At 73.3% G+C, this 18,051-nt stretch carries 15 protein-coding genes and 1 pseudogene; 11 read left to right on the top strand and 5 right to left on the bottom strand.

What is annotated here, in order from left to right; genetic code table 11:
- Window positions 1-1,234 (top strand): annotated as a pseudogene (locus AB1460_RS10495) (hypothetical protein); the annotation flags it as partial.
- Entirely contained in the window at window positions 1,231-1,899 is a 669-nt protein-coding gene (locus AB1460_RS10490) for a hypothetical protein (protein ID WP_368960652.1), read from the top strand. The pseudogene AB1460_RS10495 and the gene AB1460_RS10490, both read left to right, overlap by 4 nt.
- Window positions 1,900-1,947: 48 nt before the next feature.
- On the opposite strand, the gene AB1460_RS10485 is transcribed toward AB1460_RS10490, so the two are convergent.
- A complete protein-coding gene (locus AB1460_RS10485) occupies window positions 1,948-2,469 on the bottom strand; it encodes a PH domain-containing protein (protein WP_368960650.1) in 522 nt (173 codons plus the stop codon).
- A 124-nt stretch (window positions 2,470-2,593) separates the two neighbouring features.
- A complete protein-coding gene (locus AB1460_RS10480; protein ID WP_368960648.1) occupies window positions 2,594-3,430 on the bottom strand; it encodes a biotin--[acetyl-CoA-carboxylase] ligase in 837 nt (278 codons plus the stop codon).
- 235 nt (window positions 3,431-3,665) lie between these two features.
- Here AB1460_RS10480 and AB1460_RS10475 point away from each other — a divergent pair, with 235 nt between their 5' ends.
- The 4 genes from AB1460_RS10475 (at window position 3,666) to AB1460_RS10460 (ending at window position 8,299) form a co-directional block, all read left to right on the top strand.
- Window positions 3,666-5,261 (top strand): acyl-CoA carboxylase subunit beta, encoded by a 1,596-nt coding sequence (locus tag AB1460_RS10475; RefSeq protein ID WP_368960646.1) that lies wholly within the window; start codon window positions 3,666-3,668, stop codon window positions 5,259-5,261.
- Window positions 5,262-5,347: 86 nt separating this feature from the next.
- The gene (locus AB1460_RS10470; protein WP_368960645.1) at window positions 5,348-5,599 is read left to right on the top strand and encodes an acyl-CoA carboxylase subunit epsilon; all 252 of its coding nucleotides are present in this window, start codon (window positions 5,348-5,350) and stop codon (window positions 5,597-5,599) included.
- A gap of 157 nt (window positions 5,600-5,756) precedes the next feature.
- Window positions 5,757-7,523, top strand: coding sequence for an acetyl/propionyl/methylcrotonyl-CoA carboxylase subunit alpha (locus tag AB1460_RS10465; RefSeq protein ID WP_368960643.1), 1,767 nt, complete (start codon window positions 5,757-5,759; stop codon window positions 7,521-7,523).
- 197 nt (window positions 7,524-7,720) lie between these two features.
- Entirely contained in the window at window positions 7,721-8,299 is a 579-nt protein-coding gene (locus AB1460_RS10460) for a DUF5313 family protein (RefSeq protein WP_368960642.1), read from the top strand.
- 130 nt (window positions 8,300-8,429) lie between these two features.
- On the opposite strand, the gene upp is transcribed toward AB1460_RS10460, so the two are convergent.
- Window positions 8,430-9,053 (bottom strand): uracil phosphoribosyltransferase, encoded by a 624-nt coding sequence (gene upp / locus AB1460_RS10455; protein ID WP_368960640.1) that lies wholly within the window; start codon window positions 9,051-9,053, stop codon window positions 8,430-8,432.
- Window positions 9,054-9,117: 64 nt separating this feature from the next.
- Between upp and deoC the strand changes: the two genes are divergently transcribed.
- On the top strand, window positions 9,118-9,897 hold the full coding sequence (deoC, locus tag AB1460_RS10450; RefSeq protein ID WP_368960639.1) for a deoxyribose-phosphate aldolase: 780 nt from the start codon (window positions 9,118-9,120) through the stop codon (window positions 9,895-9,897).
- A 71-nt stretch (window positions 9,898-9,968) separates the two neighbouring features.
- Here deoC and AB1460_RS10445 read toward each other — a convergent pair whose 3' ends face one another.
- On the bottom strand, window positions 9,969-11,723 hold the full coding sequence (locus AB1460_RS10445) for a phospho-sugar mutase (protein WP_420497239.1): 1,755 nt from the start codon (window positions 11,721-11,723) through the stop codon (window positions 9,969-9,971).
- A gap of 92 nt (window positions 11,724-11,815) precedes the next feature.
- Window positions 11,816-12,628 (bottom strand): purine-nucleoside phosphorylase, encoded by an 813-nt coding sequence (locus tag AB1460_RS10440; RefSeq protein WP_368960638.1) that lies wholly within the window; start codon window positions 12,626-12,628, stop codon window positions 11,816-11,818.
- Between the two features lie 184 nt (window positions 12,629-12,812).
- On the opposite strand from AB1460_RS10440, the gene AB1460_RS10435 reads away from it, so the two are divergent.
- The 4 genes from AB1460_RS10435 (at window position 12,813) to AB1460_RS10420 (ending at window position 18,037) form a co-directional block, all read left to right on the top strand.
- Entirely contained in the window at window positions 12,813-13,202 is a 390-nt protein-coding gene (locus AB1460_RS10435) for a hypothetical protein (protein WP_368960659.1), read from the top strand.
- Between the two features lie 271 nt (window positions 13,203-13,473).
- Window positions 13,474-15,312, top strand: coding sequence for an aspartate--tRNA ligase (aspS, locus tag AB1460_RS10430; RefSeq protein WP_368960658.1), 1,839 nt, complete (start codon window positions 13,474-13,476; stop codon window positions 15,310-15,312).
- Between the two features lie 254 nt (window positions 15,313-15,566).
- Window positions 15,567-16,715 carry a glutamate--cysteine ligase gene (locus tag AB1460_RS10425; RefSeq protein WP_368960637.1) on the top strand — a complete coding sequence of 383 codons (1,149 nt, stop codon included), beginning with the start codon at window positions 15,567-15,569 and terminating at the stop codon, window positions 16,713-16,715.
- Window positions 16,716-16,798: 83 nt separating this feature from the next.
- Entirely contained in the window at window positions 16,799-18,037 is a 1,239-nt protein-coding gene (locus AB1460_RS10420) for an amidohydrolase (protein WP_420497238.1), read from the top strand.
- Window positions 18,038-18,051: the final 14 nt, after the last annotated feature.

Below are 18,051 nucleotides of genomic sequence, written 5' to 3'. Positions count from 1 at the left end.
CGGCGGCCCGTCCGGGCCGCCGCCGCACCTGGCGGGAGCGACAGGCGGTCCGGCCTGGCCCGGGGTGTCCCCACCGCCCGGGCAGCCGTCCCACGGCGGCCCGGAGTCGCCCGCCGAGGAGCTGACCTACCGCCTGGCACCTCCGGGGCCGGCGTCCGCCGCCCGCGGGCCCGCCGGCCCGACCCCGCCCGGCTCGCTGCCTGGTGTCGGCGAACACGGAACCGGCGCGCACGGAACCGGCGAGTACGACGGCGGCGGCACCGGCGGGCACCGTGACGGCGAGGCGCCCGAGCTGCTGCCGCTGACCGGGCCCCATCCGCTGCCCCCGCCTCCGCAGGAGTCGTTCACCGTGCGGCGGACGCCCCTCCCGCCCCCCGGTCGCATCGCGGACGGACCGTCCTGGCCCTCTCCGCCACCGAGCTACCTGGACTCGCCCTCGGGCGGTGGTCTTCTCCCTGCCATCCCACCGAGGATCACCTCGCCGGGCGGTCCGCTGGGCGGGGAGCCCCCTGCCCGCACCGGGCAGGCTGGTCCCGGTCACACCCATGGTGCCGCGGGTGCGCCTGGCATGCCCGGAGGGTTCGCAGGCCCCGGAACACCAGACAGATCCGGGTCGTCGCCGCGCAGGCCGCAGGCACTGACCGTGATCGCCGCCGCGGCGGCGGTCGTCGTCGTGGTCGCGGTGGTCGGCATCATTCTGGGTACCCGGACCGACAGCGGTGGGGACACGACGTCCGCCGCGCCCGCCCCCACCGGTACGGCGGCGGGCCCCGTGGACCCGGCCGGCGCCGCGCCCGCCCCGGGCGGCCCGGCACCGCAGCTCAGTCCCGAGGACACCCTGCGCGGGCTGCTCAACCCGGCCACGATGACTGGTTGCTCCACACCGGCGCAGAGCGACAGCCTCTACGCGGACGCCACCCTGAGCTGCATCGGCGCCGGCGGCATCGAGGTGCTGGCGTTCCACTTCCCCGACCGTTCCGCCCTGGAGCGCCAGATCGGCGCCCGCGCGACCTACTACGCCGACGCCGGTAACTGTGACGACGGCCGGGAGAGCGCCGAGGAGTGGACGTCCCTGCAGGAGCCGAACGGCGGGGCGCGCCTGTGCTACAAGTACGCCGACCGGTTCGTGACCCTCTGGAGCATCAGCGACTCCCTGGTGGCCTTCACCGCCTCTGAAACGAACCCGGCCCGTCTGATCGCCTGGTGGCACGGGTTCGACCCGATCCGCCGGTGAGATCGCGCTCGCCGCGCCTGCTGGTCATCGTGGCGCTGGCCACGGCCGCGCTGATCGGCGCGGTGCTGCTGATCGTCCTCGCGGCCACCCGGGGTTCGTCCCCGCAGCGGCCGGTGGCGACCGGATCCCCGCCGGCCGCGGGCACCACTCCCGCGGCACCCGGGCCGGCGGTCACGGCGTCGTCCACCGCGCCCGCGGCGCTGGACGACGCCGAGCAGGAGCTGCGGGACCGGCTGTCGTCCTTCGAGCTGACCGACTGCCGGTCCGCCACCGGAGAGGCGGGCGGGACGGGCGGCGCAGGCGGCGCGACCGACGTCCGCGCACGCGGTGTCACGGCCGCGCTGCGCTGTACTCCCGGTGTCGCCGGGGCGGGGCGGCCACCGGCCGAGGTGGTCGTCCTCGGCTACGCCGACAGTGCGGCGATGGCTGCCGACGCGGCACGGCGGTCGTCCGCCGTGGTCGACGTCGGTTCGTGCGAGAACGGCCAGACGAGCAGTGAGGCGTATCTGCTGCCGTCCCGCCGTACCGGGACGTTCGTCTGCGACGCGCGCCCCGGCGACTTCACCGCCTACTGGACCATTGACCGTGAGCAGGCGGGGTTCATCGCCGGCTCCGACGATCCGACCGGCCTGCTCACCTGGTGGCGCGCCTTCGACCCGCTCTGACCCACTCTGACCTGCACTGACCTGCACTGACCCCCGTGCCCGGGCCGGTCAGCCGGGGTGCCCTCCCCCGGAGCGCCGGCGGATGGCGGCCTCCTCGGCCAGCTCGTACAGGGTGGCGTGCACGGCCTCGACCCGCGGCATGTGGGAGAGCACCGTCCGCCCGCGCTCACCGGCGCTCTCGATGGAGAGCGTGCCGGAGCCGATCATCCGGTCGGACAGCGACTGGGCGAAGGACACGTCACTGAGCCAGACCAGCGGGATGTCCCGCCCGGACCGGTTCACGACCCCCTCACGAATCATGATCCGCTCCGTGGTGACCACGTAGTGGGTGGTGATCCAGCGCAGCCACGGGGCCACGCCGTAGTACCCGATGGCGGCCAGGCCGAGCGCCAGGACGAGGTACTGGACCGCCTCCCGCAGGAAGCCGTCAGGCACGAAGAACACGCCGAGGGTCATGAGTGCGAGCGCGGCGACGACGGAGAGTGCCGGCACCACCAGGCTGCCCCAGTGCGGATGCAGGTGGAGGGCGACCTCTTCGCCGTCGGTCAGCTCGTCGTCCGGGAACGCCACCGCCCGATCGTCGCATCCCGGACGAGCGGGGCCACGACGGACCCGCTCCGGCACGCGGCGGACGGACGGTCGGCCAGACCGAGAGGGGCGGGCTGAGCGTGGGCGGGCCGGTCGGGCCAGCCGGTCAGCGCAGGTGGACCACGTCGGCGGCGCTGAACGCGCGGCCGTCGACCAGCAGCCGGCCGAACTCGTCGACGTCGGTGGCGGTGCCCACGACCGACGTCCCGTCGGGAAGCTCGACCCGGACCGGCCGCCCGAGCGTCGCGCACACGCCGCGGTACTCGTCCCGGGCCTGCCCGGGTGTGGACACCCACCGGGAGAGCGCGTCGGCGAGGTCGATGAGGACGGCGCCGAGCAGCTCCGTGCGGTCCAGCCGGGAGGGGTCGACGTCCAGCAGCAGCAGGCTGGTCGAGTTCGGCGGAAGCTCCCCGGCGCGGGCGGTGACGTTCAGGCCGAAGCCGATGACGGCGGCCGGTGGCGCGGTCGGGCTGGGCGCGAGCTCCACCAGGATGCCGGCGATCTTCGCCCCGTCCACCTGGACGTCGTTGGGCCACTTGAGCACCGCGGGCACCTGGGCGTGAGCGCGCAGGGTACGCACCAGCGACGTGCCGACGACGAGCGGCAGCCAGCCGAGCTGCCGGGCCTCGACCGCGGGGCGGACGAGCACGGACACCATCAGCCCGGCGCCGTCCGCGGACTGCCATGACCGGTCGAGGCGTCCGCGGCCGGCGGTCTGCCGCTCGGCGACGAGGACGGCCTGACCCGTCCGCGCCGTCACGGACAGTGCCGGCACTCGGCCGGGGAGCCCGCGCGCGAGCCGCCCGAGTTCGGCGTTGGTCGAGTCGATCTCGTCCACGACGGCGAGGGCCAGTCCGAGCCCGTTGACGAGAGGGCTCAGCGCGGCGGCGTCAAGGGGGCGGCGCGACCTTTCGACGGCGGTCTCCACGCGGGCCGTGACCACGTCGGCCAGGGTCCCGGCGAGCGCTGCGTCGGACGCCCCAGCCGACCCCCTAGCAGGCCTCTCACCTGCGGAGAGAGCCTTCTGGGCGGCTACGGAAGGCGGCGTTGGTCGTCCGTCGGACGCGGTCGGCTCTACAGGCACGGGACCACCCTCCCAGAGCCCCGGTGTGGCCGAGGTGAGACGGTCTCCACATCAATCGCGCACGTGGACCGCCGACCGCCGTACGCTTCGCACTATGGCTCTCCCGGCTTCCGTTCCCGAACCGACGCCCGAACCGCACAGCACGGCTGGTCGCCTCGCCCGACTGCAGGCCGTGACCGAGGAAGCTGTGCACGCCGGTTCCCAGCGCGCGGTGGACGCGCGGCACGCCAAGGGCATCATGACCGCGCGCGAGCGGATCGAGGCCTTCCTCGACCCCGGCTCGTTCGTCGAGACGGACGCGTTCGCCCGGCATCGCTCGCACGACTTCGGGCTGGAGCGGAACCGCCCGTACGGCGACGGCGTGATCACCGGGTACGGGACGGTCGACGGCCGCCAGATCTGCGTCTTCAGTCAGGACTTCACCGTGATCGGCGGGAGCCTCGGTGAGGTCTTCGGTGAGAAGATCGTCAAGATCATGGACCTGGCGCTGAAGACGGGGGTTCCGGTCGTCGGCATCAACGACTCCGGCGGTGCCCGCATCCAGGAGGGCGTCGTCGCGCTCGGGCTGTACGGCGAGATCTTCTACCGCAACGTGATGGCGTCCGGCGTGGTGCCGCAGCTGTCGCTCATCATGGGCCCGTGTGCGGGCGGCGCGGTGTACTCCCCCGCGATCACCGACTTCACGCTCATGGTCGACCAGACCAGCCACATGTTCATCACCGGTCCCGACGTGATCAAAGAGGTCACCGGTGAGGACGTCGGCATGGAGGAGCTCGGCGGGGCGCACACGCACAACTCGCGCAGCGGCGTCGCGCACTTCCAGGCCGCGGACGAGAACGACTGCCTGGAGCTCGCCCGGGCCCTGCTCTCCTACCTGCCCTCGAACAACATGGACGAGGTGCCGGCGTACACCGAGGTGGCCGACGTCGAGGCCGAGGTGGACCCCGAGCTCGACACCTTCATCCCGGACTCCGCGAACACCCCGTACGACATGCACCAGGTGATCGAGCGGGTGCTGGACGAGGAGGACTTCCTCGAGGTCCACGCCCAGTTCGCCCAGAACATGATCGTCGGATTCGGTCGCATCGACGGGCGTTCGGTCGGTGTCGTCGCCAACCAGCCGATGCAGTTCGCCGGCACCCTGGACATCGACGCCAGCGAGAAGGCCGCGCGCTTCGTGCGGACCTGCGACGCCTTCAACATTCCGGTGCTGACCTTCGTCGACGTCCCCGGTTTCCTTCCCGGCACGTCGCAGGAATGGAACGGGATCATCCGGCGCGGCGCGAAGCTCATCTACGCGTACGCCGAGGCGACCGTGCCGAAGGTGACCGTCATCACCCGGAAGGCCTACGGCGGCGCCTACGACGTCATGGGCTCCAAGCACCTGCGCGCCGACATCAACCTGGCGTGGCCGACCGCCGAGATCGCCGTCATGGGTGCCCGCGGCGCCGTCAACATCATCTATCGCCGGGAGCTGGCCGGCTCGGACACTCCCGACGAGCGCCGCGCGGAGCTGATCCAGGACTACACCGACCACTTCGCGACCCCCTACATCGCGGCGGAACGCGGCTATCTGGACGCCGTGATCCAGCCGTCGGTCACCAGGCGCGAGGTGATCCGCGCGCTGCGTCTGCTGCGGACCAAGCGCGAGACGCTGCCCCCGAAGAAGCACGGCAACATCCCGCTGTAGCGGGCGTGCGGCCGGCCACCAGGCCGGTGCCGCGGCGTCAGGCGATCAGGGATGACGAACGGATGACGAACGGAGGAGGGCGGCCGGTGGCCGACAGACCCGAAGGGCCCCCGGCCCGGCCACACCTGCGGCTGGTCCGGGGCGACGCGACGCCGGAGGAGATCGCCGCGCTCGTGGCCGTCCTCACCGCGCGGGCGGCGCCGGCACCGCCGGTTCCCCGGACCAGGTCGACCTGGGCCGACCCGGCGCACTCGGTGCGTGGCAGGCTGCCCTCCGGCCCGGGAGCATGGGCCCGCTCGGCCCGGACCGGCGGCATACGCTCCCCGGCAGGCGGATGACGCCAGCCAGCGGAAGATGCCAGCCGTCGAAAGACGGCAGGTAACGACGGGCCCGGCTGCCGGTGGCTGGCCAGTCGTTGTTTCACCTTCTCCGGCAATGAAGGAACATGGTGCGGCCCGACTCGCCTAGACTCAGGCCGGACGAGACGGGAGGAACGTGCGTAAGATCCTCATCGCCAACCGGGGTGAAATTGCAGTCCGGGTGGCGCGGGCCTGCCGCGACGCGGGGTATTCAAGTGTCGCCGTGTATGCAGAGCCCGACATCGACGCAATGCATGTCCGGGTCGCCGACGAGGCGTATGCCCTGGGCGGCACAACCCCCGGCGACTCGTATCTGCGAATCGACAAGATTCTGCAGGCATGTGAACTCTCCGGAGCCGACGCGGTACACCCGGGCTACGGATTCCTCTCCGAGAACGCGGATTTCGCCGAAGCCGTGGTCTCCGCGGGGCTGACCTGGATCGGCCCGCCGCCGGAGGCCATCCGCCGCCTCGGTGACAAGACCGCCGCCCGGCACATCGCCCTCGCCGTCGGCGCCCCGCTCGCACCGGGCACCGCCGACCCGGTGGGCGGCGTGGACGAGGTCGTCGCCTTCGCGAACGAGTACGGCCTGCCGGTCGCGATCAAGGCCGCCTTCGGTGGCGGTGGCCGCGGCCTCAAGGTCGCCTGGACCGCCGAGGAGCTGCCCGAGCTGTTCGACAGCGCCGTCCGCGAGGCCGTCGCCGCCTTCGGCCGCGGCGAGTGCTTCGTCGAGCGGTACCTCGACCAGCCACGGCACGTGGAGACGCAGGTCCTCGCCGACACCCACGGCAACGTGGTCGTTGTCGGCACCCGCGACTGCTCCCTGCAGCGCCGCTACCAGAAGCTCGTCGAGGAGGCCCCCGCGCCGTTCCTCACCGACGAGCAGAACACCGCGCTCTACGAGGCGTCCAAGAAGATCGTGCGCGAGGCCGGCTACGTCGGCGCGGGCACGGTGGAGTTCCTCGTGGCCAAGGACGGACTGATCAGCTTCCTGGAGGTCAACACCCGGCTCCAGGTCGAGCACCCGGTCACCGAGGAGACGTCCGGCGTCGACCTCGTCCGGGCCCAGTTCCGCATCGCCGAGGGCGAGGCGCTCGACCCGGTCGACCCGGCCCCGCGCGGCCACTCGATCGAGTTCCGCATCAACGGCGAGGACCCGGGCCGCAACTTCCTGCCCGCCCCGGGCACCGTGACAACGTTCACCGCTCCGGCGGGTCCCGGCGTCCGGCTCGACACCGGCATCGAGAGCGGCAGCGTCATCGGCGGCGCGTTCGACTCACTGCTCGCCAAGCTCATCGTCACCGGCGCCACCCGCCAGGAGGCCCTGGACCGGGCCCGCCGCGCCCTCGACGAGATGGTCGTCGAGGGCATGGCCACCGCGCTCCCGTTCCACCGCGCGGTGGTGCGCGACCCGGCGTTCGCGCCGGAGGCCGCCGACGAGCCGTTCCGCGTGCACAACCGCTGGATCGAGACCGAGTTCGACAACACGATCCCGCCGTTCAGCGGTGGCACCGACGCCGACACCGACACCGAGCCCCGGGAGACCGTGGTCGTCGAGGTCAGCGGGAAGCGCCTCGAGGTCGTCCTGCCGGCCGGGTTCGGCGCGGGCGGCGGTGTGGCTCCGGCCGCCGCGGCCGGGGCGCCGAAGCGCCGCTCGGCCGGCGGCAGGGCCGCGGCGAAGGTCACCGGTGACGCGCTGACCAGCCCGATGCAGGGCACCATCGTCAAGGTCGCGGTCAGCGACGGTGACACCGTCGAGGCGGGCGACCTGATCGTCGTCCTCGAGGCGATGAAGATGGAGCAGCCTCTCAACGCGCACCGTGCTGGCACCGTCAGCGGGCTCACGGCAGAGGTCGGGGCCGTCGTGACCAGCGGAGCAGTGCTCTGCGAGATCAAGGACTGACCGCAGCACCAGCCATCCGCCGGCGGCGCTCCCGATTCCGGGGGCGCCGCCGGCTGCTGTCAGATCCGGTTGCTGTCAGATCCGGTTGCCATCGGATCACGGGACGCGGGCCGCGGTCACGTCTCCACCGCCGGGTTCGCGGAGCGCCACACCGCGTGGCGTGCCCCGGCGGCCGTGCCGTCCGTAGGCTCTAGCCCATGAACGGCCAGGGACAGCATCCCGACACCGACAAGACGGAAGCACAGGTCTCGGGATCTCAGCCCGCGGCTACTCGGCCCGCGGATGAGCAGCCCGCCGGCGGCGGGTCCGGAAGTGGCCTGGCCGCGCCAGCGCAGGCCCCGGCGGCCATCGGGGAAGCGCCGTCCGCACCGGTGGACGACGCGGCCGTGGGCCGTGCCGAGGGACCCGCCGGCAAGGCAGCCGAAGGCCCGGCCGGCGATGTGGTCGGCGATGTGGTTGAGCGCGAGGCGCCGCCGCTCGGGGGCCGGATCCACTACCTGCTCGGCGGGACGCTGCCGCCGCGGTACAGCGCCTGGGTCTCACACGACCTGACCGGCCCGGGCTGGCGGTATCGCCAGGCGCTGCGGCCCTTCTTCCTCATGCTGCCGTTCGCCGTGGTGTTCGCACTGCTGCCCGGCCAGGTAGGCGTGCGGGTCACGATCGTCGTCTTCCTGCTGTTGTCCGGCGTCGGGCTGGGTCTCGCGACGAGCGGCTACTTCCGCAACCGCCGGCTGGAGCAGCACAACTTCCCGCCGGTCTTCCCGCCCTCCGACTAGTCGCCGGCCACTGACCCGCCGGCGGTAGCCACCCTCCGCGTGCCCGGCCAGCCACCCAGGCCCGGCTGCCCGCCCGCAGGCCAGGCGCGGCCGGTCCGCGGCGCGGACCCGCGCCCGGCCGCGCGGGAGTTCAGACGGCGCCGTAGATGCGGTCGCCGGCGTCACCGAGGCCGGGAACGATGTAGGCGACGTCGTTCAGGCGCTCATCCACCGCCGCGGCCACGAGACGGATGTCCAGCCCGCTCCGCTCCAGCGCGTCGAGCCCCTCCGGCGCGGCCACGACAGAGACCACGACGATGCCGGTGGCGCCCCGGGCGGTCAGCAGTGAGAGGGCGTGCAGCGCCGACCCGCCGGTGGCGAGCATCGGGTCGAGCAGGAACACCGGTCGCCCCGCCAGGTCCGCCGGCACCGACTCCAGATAGACCGTGGGCTGGAACGTGGTCTCGTCACGGGAGAGCCCGATGAAGGCGGTTCGGGCGTCCGGCATCAGGGCCAGTGCCGCCGGCAGCATGCCGAGCCCGGCCCGCAGCACCGGCGCCACGACCGGTTCGGCGGCGAGCACGGTGCCGGTGGTGGTGGCCAGTGGGGTGGTGACCGAGACCGGCATCGTGGGCAGCCCACGGGCCGCCTCGTAGACCAGGATCGACGCCAGATCGCCCAGGGCGGCGCGGAACTGTGGCCGCGCCGTCCGCTCGTCGCGCAGCACGGTGAGTGCCACGGCTGCCAAGGGATGATCGACGACCTGTACCTGCACGGTGTGGCTCCTAGCCGGGAGGTGGACGGATCCGGCCGACGGAACGGGCCGGCGATGGGCAACAATGCAAGGTATGACGACGGACCCCGCCGTTCCCGGCCGTCCCGCGCCGGACACGGGCGCGGTGCCGGGCCCGGGCCCGGCGTCGAGTCCCGCACCGCCGCGCCGCGCCGAGCTCGCGCGGATCATCGACCACACGCTGCTACGCCCCGAAGCGACCGGCGAGGAGATCGTCACCCTGTGCGCCGACGCGGCGAAGCTCGGGGTCGGCACGGTCTGCGTCGCCCCGACCCACGTGTACCTGGCCGCGGCGAGTGCCCGGCAGGACGGGAAGGACGTCGAGCCCTCGTTCGCGGTGGCCTCGGTCATCGGCTTCCCGCACGGGACACACCTCACCGTGATGAAGGCCGAGGAGGCGCGTCGCGCGGTCGCCGACGGCGCCACCGAGATCGACATGGTCATCGACATCGCCAACGCGATGGACGAGAACTGGCGCGCCATCGAGACCGAGATCACCGAGGTCCGGTTGTCGGTGCCGCCGCATGTGCTCCTCAAGGTGATCCTGGAGACCGCGCTCCTGCCCGACGAGAGCATCACCGCCGCCTGCCGGGCCGCGGAGAGCGGTGGGGCCGAGTTCGTGAAGACCTCGACCGGTTTCCACGCGGCCGGCGGCGCATCGCTGCGGGCGGTGCGGGCGATGGTCGCCGCCGTCGGCGGCCGGCTCGGGGTGAAGGCCTCCGGGGGCATCCGCACCTCGCAGCAGGCGCTGGCGTTCGTCGAGGCCGGCGCCACCCGGCTCGGGCTTTCCGCGACGAAGGACATCCTGGCCGAACTTCCCGCCTGATCCCGTCCGGCACGAGCGGGGCCATGGCGCGGGCAGGACTGCGGCGGCACGGGCAGGCGGCCGCGCCGTGCTCAGCCTGGTGACAGGTCCAGCAGGTCCAGCAGGTCGCTGACGGCGGTGCGCAGGACGGCCAGCTCCGCTCGGGCCTGCTCACGCGCCGCCGCCAGGCCGACCGCCGCCACCTCCGCGGGGCCGACCACGGCCTGCAGGTAGACCTTGAGCTTCGGTTCGGTCCCACTCGGCCGGGCGACGACCCGGGCAGCCCCGTCCAGCTGCAGGATCAGGACGTCGGCGGGCGGTAGGCCGCCTGTCCCGCCGAGCAGGTCGCGGACGGCGGTCACCGCCCGGCCGCCCAGCCGTGGCGGCGGGGCGGCTCGCAGGGCGCGCATGGCCGCGCCGATCATGGTCAGGTCGGCGAACCGGGCCGAGACCTGGCCGGTGGCGTGGACGCCGACGCGGCGGTGCAGGTCGTCGAGGACGTCCAGCAGGGTCCGGCCGGAGCATCTGGCGTGCTGGGCCGCGCGGGCGAGCGCCAGCGCGGCGGTGAGACCGTCCTTGTCCCGCACCAGGTCCGGCGCGACGGCGTAGCCGAGGGCCTCCTCGTAGCCGAAGGCGAGGTGCGGGTGCGCCCTCATGATCCACTTGAAGCCGGTCAGCGTCTCCGCGCAGGGGACACCGTACAGCCGGGCGAGCGCCGCGAGCGCCGCGGAACTGACCACCGTCGTCGCGACCGGTCCGGGCCGCCGGCGCAGCACGTGGTCGGCGAGCAGCAGGCCGATCTCGTCCCCGGTCAGCACCTGCCCGCCGACAGCCACCGCGCAGCGGTCGGCGTCGGGGTCGTTCGCCAGGACCAGGTCGGCGCCGATCCGCCGGCCCAGCGCGAGGACGGCATCCAGCGCCCCCGGCTCCTCCGGGTTCGGGAAGGGTGCGGTGGGAAACGCCGGGTCCGGTTCCCGCTGCTCCGGCACGGTCACCGGCGCGGCCAGCCCGGCCCGGGCGAACACCGCGTCGAGAACCGCCGCGCCCACTCCGTGCAGCGGGGTGTAGGCCACGAGCAGCGGACCTCCACCCTCCTGAGTACCGGGCCGCGGTTCCGGCGGCAGTGCGTCCAGCGCGTCCGGCGGCAGCGCGTCCGGCGGCAGCGCGCTCGGTGGTTCGCCCGACGAGACGTCCGGCAGGCCGTCGACCGCTCGCACGGCCTCATCGACATACGCGTCGACGAGCGACCGGTCGAGGCCCTCCCATCCGTCGGAGAGCGGGATGTCCGCGGCTGCGCCGACGGTGGCGATCGCCTGCTCGATCTCCCCGTCGGCCGGCGTCACCAGCTGGGCCCCGCGACCGGCGTCCTCCTCCCGGCCGCCCAGGTACACCTTGTAGCCGTTGTCGGCGGCCGGGTTGTGGCTGGCAGTGATCACGATGCCGGCGTCCGCGCCGAGGTGGCGGACGGCGAAGGCCACCACGGGGGTGGGTGTGGGGGCCGGCAGCAGGAGGGCGCGCGCGCCCGCAGCCGCGAGGACCCTGGCGGCGTCGAGGGCGAACCGGTCGCTGCGCCGCCGGGCGTCATAACCGATCACGACGACGGGGCGTGGGGTGGAGCGGCACAGCCAGGCCGCGAGGCCGGCGGTGGTCCGCCGCACGACGGCGGTGTTCATGCCGGCGGGCCCGGCCCGTAAGGGCCCGCGCAGGCCGGCCGTACCGAAGGTCAGCGGGCCGGCGAACCGCTCCGAGACGGCCTGGACGTCTCCGAGGGCGGCGAGGCCGGCCAGCTCCGCCCGGTCCTGCGGGTCGGGGTCGGCGGCAAGCCAGGCCGCGACCCGCGCCGCCAGGGGCTCCGGCAGGCGTTCCGGCCGGTGATCTGGCTGGCGTTCTGGCCGGCGTTGGCCTGCCTGGCGTTCTGGCCGGGTGGAGCCGGAGCCGGTCACAGCGCTGCGACGAGCTTCGCCAGGATCTCGCCGACTCGGCCGGCCGCGGCGGCACCCGCGGCGAGCACCTCGGCGTGGTTCAGCGGCTTGCTGGTCATGCCGGCCGCCAGGTTCGACACCAGCGACACGGCGAGCACCTCCATCCCGAGCGTGCGGGCGGCGATCGTCTCGTGCACCGTCGACATGCCGACGAGGTCGGCGCCGAGGCCGCGCAGCATCCGGATCTCGGCCGGCGTCTCGTAGTTCGGGCCGGGCATGGCCGCGTAGACCCCTTCGGCCAGGCCGGGTTCGATGCTGCGGGCCAGCGAGCGCAGTCGGGGCGAGTAGGCGTCGGTGAGGTCGGTGAACAGCGGGCCGACCAGCGGCGAGCGGCCGGTCAGGTTGAGATGGTCGGCGATCAGGACCGGCTGGCCGACGTACATGTCCGACCGCAGGCCGCCGGCCGCGTTGGTGAGGATCACCGTGTGCGCCCCGGCCGCGCGGGCGGTACGGACGTTGTGCACGACCCGCGACAGGTCGTGGCCCTCGTAGGGATGCACCCGGCCGAGGAACAGCAGCGCCCGGCGCCCGCCGAGCAGGACGGAACGGGCGGCCGGGGTGTGCCCGGACACGTCCGTCGGGGGAAAGCCGCCGAGTTCGGCGAACGGGACGTCGACGGTGTCCTCTCCGGCGGCACTGATCATCTCCGCCGCCGGCCGCCAGCCCGACCCCAGCACGACGGCCACCTCGTGACGCACCGCTCCGGTGATGTCGGCCAGTCGCGCCGCGGCGGTCTCCGCCTCGGGCCCCGGGCCCTGCCCCTGCCCCACCGCGCCGCCAGTGCCGTCGGCACCGCCAGGTCGGCCAGGCAGGCCGCTGGCGTGACTGTGTCCTCCGGGTGGGCCGCCGGCGCGGCCGCGTTCCGCCACCAGGCGACTGTACGGGCACGGTCCGACCACGCCGGAGTGCGGCACGGCACGCCACAGGGCGGCGTCCGCGGAGCACACTGTGGGTGTGTCCCTCGTGCCGTCCGTGCGCAAGCCGCCGCGGGTCCCTCTGGAAGAGGGCGAGTTCATCGAGGTCGTGCTCCGTGGCCGGATGACCGACCCCGGCGGCGGCGGGCGCGCGGTGGCGAAGGCGGAGCGCTTCGTCGGCCACCGGCTGGGCATGTCCCGCTGGATCCTGCTGACGACCCGTCGGCTGCTCGTGGTCGCGCCCTTCCCCCGCGAGGGCGACTGGTTCGACGTGTCCTTCGACCGGCGGGACGTGTCTGCCTCCCGTGGCCTCCGCCACGGCGAGGTGATCGTGGTGGAGCTGACGACGCCCAGCGGCCGCCAGATCCTGCGCATTCCGAACCGCCTCCGGTCGGAGGCCGCGCGTTTCATCCGCGCCCTGCGCCGCTGACCAGGGACACGAAGCCGGCTCCCGCCCACCTCCCGCCGAGGCACCCGCCCCCTTCCGCCGGCGGGCCGGGTTCGGAGGCGGCGATCATCGTTTGCACCGTCCGATAGGGTCGGCGATGAGCGCGGCTCGACGGCGTCCAGCTCGGTGGCATCGTCGGGGAGCGCGGCTCGGTCACCTCGAACAGCAGTCATCTCGAACAGTGGTGACCTCGAACAGCGGTGGCACAGGCTCGAACAGCGGTGACACAGGACGGATGGCAACACAGATGGCAATGTCGGCGGCCGCCAGCACGCCCGGAACGCACAGCACCGCGATGCGTACCCACCTGTGCGGTGATCTGAGGGCCGACAATGCCGGCCAGCGGGTGACGGTCTGCGGCTGGGTCGCCCACCGGCGCCAGCACGGCCAGTCCCTGATGTTCGTCGACCTGCGCGACCATTCGGGTCTGCTGCAGTGCGTCGTCGACGGCTCGGTGGACGCCCGCTCGGAGTACGTCCTGCGGATCACCGGCACGGTCTCCGCCCGCCCGGAGGGCACCGCCAACCCGGCGCTGGCGACCGGTGCCGTCGAGCTGACGGACTGCTCGGTCGAGGTGCTCTCCACGGCCACGCCGCCGCCGTTCCCGCTGGACGACCGCGCCGACTCCGTCGAGGAGAGCACCCGGCTGGCCTACCGCTATCTGGACCTGCGCCGCGAGCGGATGCAGCGCAACCTGCGCACCCGCTCGTCGGTCCTCGGTGCGCTGCGGGCAGCGTTCGCCGGCGACGGGTTCGTCGAGGTGGAGACGCCGCTGCTCATGCCGTCGACGCCGGAGGGCGCGCGGGAGTTCGTGGTGCCGTCCCGGCAGTTCCCGGGCAGCTTCTACGCCCTGCCGCAGTCGCCGCAGCTGTTCAAGCAGCTGCTGATGGTCGGCGGGGTCGACCGGTACTTCCAGCTCGCCCGCTGCCTGCGGGACGAGGACCTGCGGGCCGACCGCCAGTACGAGTTCACCCAGCTCGACCTGGAGATGAGCTTCGTGGACGTCGACGACGTCCTCGGCGTGGTCTCCGCGGCGGTGCTCGCCGCGGCGGGGGCGGCCGTCGCGGGCTCCGGCCGGGCGGTGCCCGAGATCGAGCGGCTGACCTGGCACGAGGCGATGAACCGGTTCGGCGTCGACAAGCCGGACCTGCGGTTCGGCATGGAGCTGGTCGAGCTCACCGCGATCTTCGGCAACAGTGGTTTCAAGGCGTTCTCCGGTGCGCCGGCGGTCAAGGGCATCCGGGTGCCGGGCGGTTCGGCCACCCACAACCGCAAGGCGCTGGACACGCTCACCGACCGCGCGAAGAAGCTCGGCGCGAAGGGCCTGGTGTGGATGCGGGTCGCCGCCGCGGGGGCGCTGGAGTCGCCGGTGGCGAAGTTCCTCTCCCCGGAGGAGCTCACCGCGATCGTCACGGCCACCGAGGCGCGCGAGGGTGACCTGCTGCTGCTCGTCGCGGACGAGTGGGAGACCGCCTGCGAGGTGCTGGGCCAGCTCCGCAACGACCTGGGGCGCCCGCCGGCGGGCGAGGGTGATCTGCGTTTCGCCTGGGTCGTCGACTTTCCGCTGTTCGTCGGGGTCGACGCGGCCACCGGGCGGCCCAAGCCGGGGCACCACCCGTTCACCCGGCCGCATCCCAGCGACGTCGAGAAGATGGAGTCCGACCCGCTGGCCGTGCGCAGCCTGGCGTACGACCTGGTCCTGAACGGGTGGGAGCTGGGTTCGGGGTCGATCCGGATCCACGAGAGCGAGCTGCAGCAGCGGATCTTCGGGCTGCTGGGCATCTCGCCGGAGGAGGCGAAGGCCCGCTTCGGGTTCTTCCTGACCCCGTTCGGGTACGGCGCGCCGCCGCACGGCGGTTTCGCGTTCGGTATCGACCGGCTGGTCGCGATCCTCGCCGGTGAGGACAACATCCGCGAGGTCATCGCCTTCCCCAAGACCCAGTCCGGGCTCGACCCGATGACAGGCGCACCGACCGCTGTCGACGACCGGCAGCTTCGCGAGCTCGGCATCCGCGTGGTCGCGCCGGTCACCCCGGTCGCCCCGGGGGCCCCGGGCGTCCCTGCTGCCGCGCCTGCGAAGCCGGCGCCGTAGGTCGTCCCGCCGGGAAAAAGTTCGCCGTTCCGGCGTTTACGGCTACCAGCACGAAATGTGACCTTAATATCGCTCTCAGCGGGGCAGTTCCGGGAACGGTGGCCGCCCGATGCCGTGAGCGTGGTCACGAAGTGGCCAGTTGTCGGCATCCGTCGGGGGGTACGACCGCGCGATCTGGGTAACCAGCCCGGAGAGCTCGCTGCCCGAGTTCCGGGTTCGCCCTGGGGCGTGCCCGCTCACCCGGAGGAGCCGCGGTGCACATTCCCTTCTCGTCGTCGCCGAGTTCTAGCCTGGGAATCGAGTGGGAGCTAGAACTCGTCGATCTCCGCAGTCGCGACCTGCGATGCGGCGCGTCCGAGATCCTCGACGACCTGCGCGCGAAGGTCGGCGACGAAGGCGCGGCAAAGGCCAAGCACGAACTGTTCGAGTCGACGATCGAGGTGATCACCGGGGTCTGCTCGACGGTGCCGGAGGCGCTCGACGACCTGCGCGGCACCGTCGACCTGCTGCGCGACCTCGCTGACCGGCGCGGTCTCGGGCTGATGTGTTCCGGCACCCACCCGACCAGCGACTACGCGACGCAGCGCATCACCACGGACGAGCGCTACGAGCGCCTGGTGGGGCAGATGCAGTGGCTGGCCCGTCGCCTGCTCATCTTCGGCGTGCACGTGCATGTCGGGGTGCGCTCGCCAGACAAGGCAATGCCGATCATGAACGCGCTGATGGCGTACATTCCGCATTTCCTGGCGCTCTCCGCGTCGTCGCCCTACTGGAAGGGCACGCACACCGGGCTGGCGTCCTCGCGGTCGCAGATCTTCGAATGCCTGCCGACCGCCGGCCTCCCTTACTCGCTCGACGACTGGGCCGCGTTCGAGGGGTTCATGGAGACCCTGATCGCCGCCGGCACCATCGAGACCATTCGGGAGGTGTGGTGGGATATCCGCCCGCACCCGAACTTCGGCACAGTGGAACTGCGGATGTGCGACGGGCTGCCGACGCTGATGGAGATCGGCGCGGTCGCGGCGCTCGCCCAGTGCCTCGTCGACCGGATGAACACCCAGCTCGACCGGGGGTACACCCTGCCCGCGCCGCCCCGGTGGGTGGTGCAGGAGAACAAGTGGCGCGCCGCCCGCCACGGGCTGGACGCCGAGATCGTGGTGGACGGCCGCGGCGGGCTGCGCCCGGTCCGCGCCGACATCGAGGATCTGGTCGAGGACCTGCTCCCGGTGGCCCGCCGGCTCGGGTGTGCCAGCGAGCTGGGTGACGTCCACCGCGTCCTGCACGCGGGCGCCAGCCACACACGTCAGGAGGAAGCCGCGCGGCGGGCCGGCGGTGACCTCACCGCCGTGGTCGATACGCTGCTGAGTGAGATGAACGTGGGCCGGCCGGTTACCCCCGGGTAGCCGGCCGGAACATTTCGGCGGAGGGCCCGGCCCGGTAGATGACAGCGGAAACAGCGGACATGGCACACAGGACCACCGCGGCGATGGCGCCGACCGCGGCGGCCTGGCTGGCGGAGCACGAGGGAGAGCTGATCGCGCTGCGGCGTGACCTGCACGCCCATCCCGAGCTCGGCCGCCAGGAGCACCGCACCACGGCTGCCATCGAGGCTCGGCTGCTCGCCGCCGGGCTGAGCCCGCAGCGGTTCCCCGACGTGCCTGGCCTGTGGTGCGACATCGGGGCGGGCGTCGACGCCGGGCCGGGCGTCGACGCCGAGGCCCCGGTGGTGATGCTCCGTGCCGACCTGGACGCGCTGCCGCTCGCCGACCTCAAGGACGTCCCGTACCGCTCGACGGTGCCCGGGGTGACGCACGCCTGCGGGCATGACGTGCACACCACGGTGGCGCTCGGCGCCGGCCTCGCCCTCGCCGCGCACGCCCGGGCGCACCCGCTGCCCGGGACCGTCCGGCTGCTCTTCCAGCCGGCGGAGGAGACCATGCCCGGCGGCGCCCTGGACGTGATCGACGCCGGGGTGCTCAAGCCGGTGACGGCCGCGATCACCGTGCACTGCGACCCGGCGCTCGACGTCGGCACCATCGGCCTGCGCTCCGGCCCGATCACCTCCGCCGCCGACGCGGTGGAGATCACACTGGCCGGGCCCGGCGGGCACACCTCCCGCCCGCAGAACACGGTGGACCTGGTCTACGCGCTGGCCCGGCTCGCCGTCGACCTGCCGGCGGCGCTGTCCCGCCGGGTCGACCCCCGATCGGCGCTGTCGCTGGTCTGGGGCCAGGTCCAGGCGGGCACGGTCACGAACGCCATCCCGCGGACGGGGAAGCTGCGCGGGACGATCCGCACCCTCTCCCGGGAGACCTGGGAGACGGCGCCGGAGCTGGTCGAGCGGCTGGCGGAGCAGATCGTCGCGCCCTACGGCGCGGAGATCGCCGTCGACTACGTGCGCGGGGTGCCGCCGGTGGTCAACACCGCCGAGGTCGTCGACGCCTTCGGCGCGGCCGTCGACACCGTGTTCGGGCACGGGGCGTCGACGACCGTCGCCCAGTCGCTGGGCGGCGAGGACTTCGGCTGGTACCTGACGCACGTGCCGGGCGGCCTGGCCCGGCTCGGCACCCGCACCCCCGGTGGCACCACCTTCGACCTGCACCAGGGCACCTTCGACGTCGACGAGCGGGCTATCGGGGTCGGTGTGCGTTTTCTCTCCGCCGCGGCCTGTGAGCTGCTCGACCGCTACGCGGACCCCGCCGGGCCGGACCCGGACGCCGCCTGAGACGGACGCCACCT

It is taken from the genome of Parafrankia sp. FMc2 (assembly GCF_041008525.1).
GTDB lineage: Bacteria > Actinomycetota > Actinomycetes > Frankiales > Frankiaceae > Parafrankia.
This window is presented reverse-complemented; position numbering and strand designations above follow the sequence as displayed.

Excerpts from the sequence above, each read along its gene's own strand:
- aspS (WP_368960658.1), top strand. The coding sequence starts at position 13,474 with ATGTCGGCGGCCGCCAGCACGCCCGGAACGCACAGCACCGCGATGCGT.
- deoC (WP_368960639.1), top strand. The coding sequence starts at position 9,118 with ATGCAAGGTATGACGACGGACCCCGCCGTTCCCGGCCGTCCCGCGCCG.
- AB1460_RS10460 (WP_368960642.1), top strand. The coding sequence starts at position 7,721 with ATGAACGGCCAGGGACAGCATCCCGACACCGACAAGACGGAAGCACAG.
- AB1460_RS10420 (WP_420497238.1), top strand. The coding sequence starts at position 16,799 with ATGGCGCCGACCGCGGCGGCCTGGCTGGCGGAGCACGAGGGAGAGCTG.
- AB1460_RS10475 (WP_368960646.1), top strand. The coding sequence starts at position 3,666 with ATGGCTCTCCCGGCTTCCGTTCCCGAACCGACGCCCGAACCGCACAGC.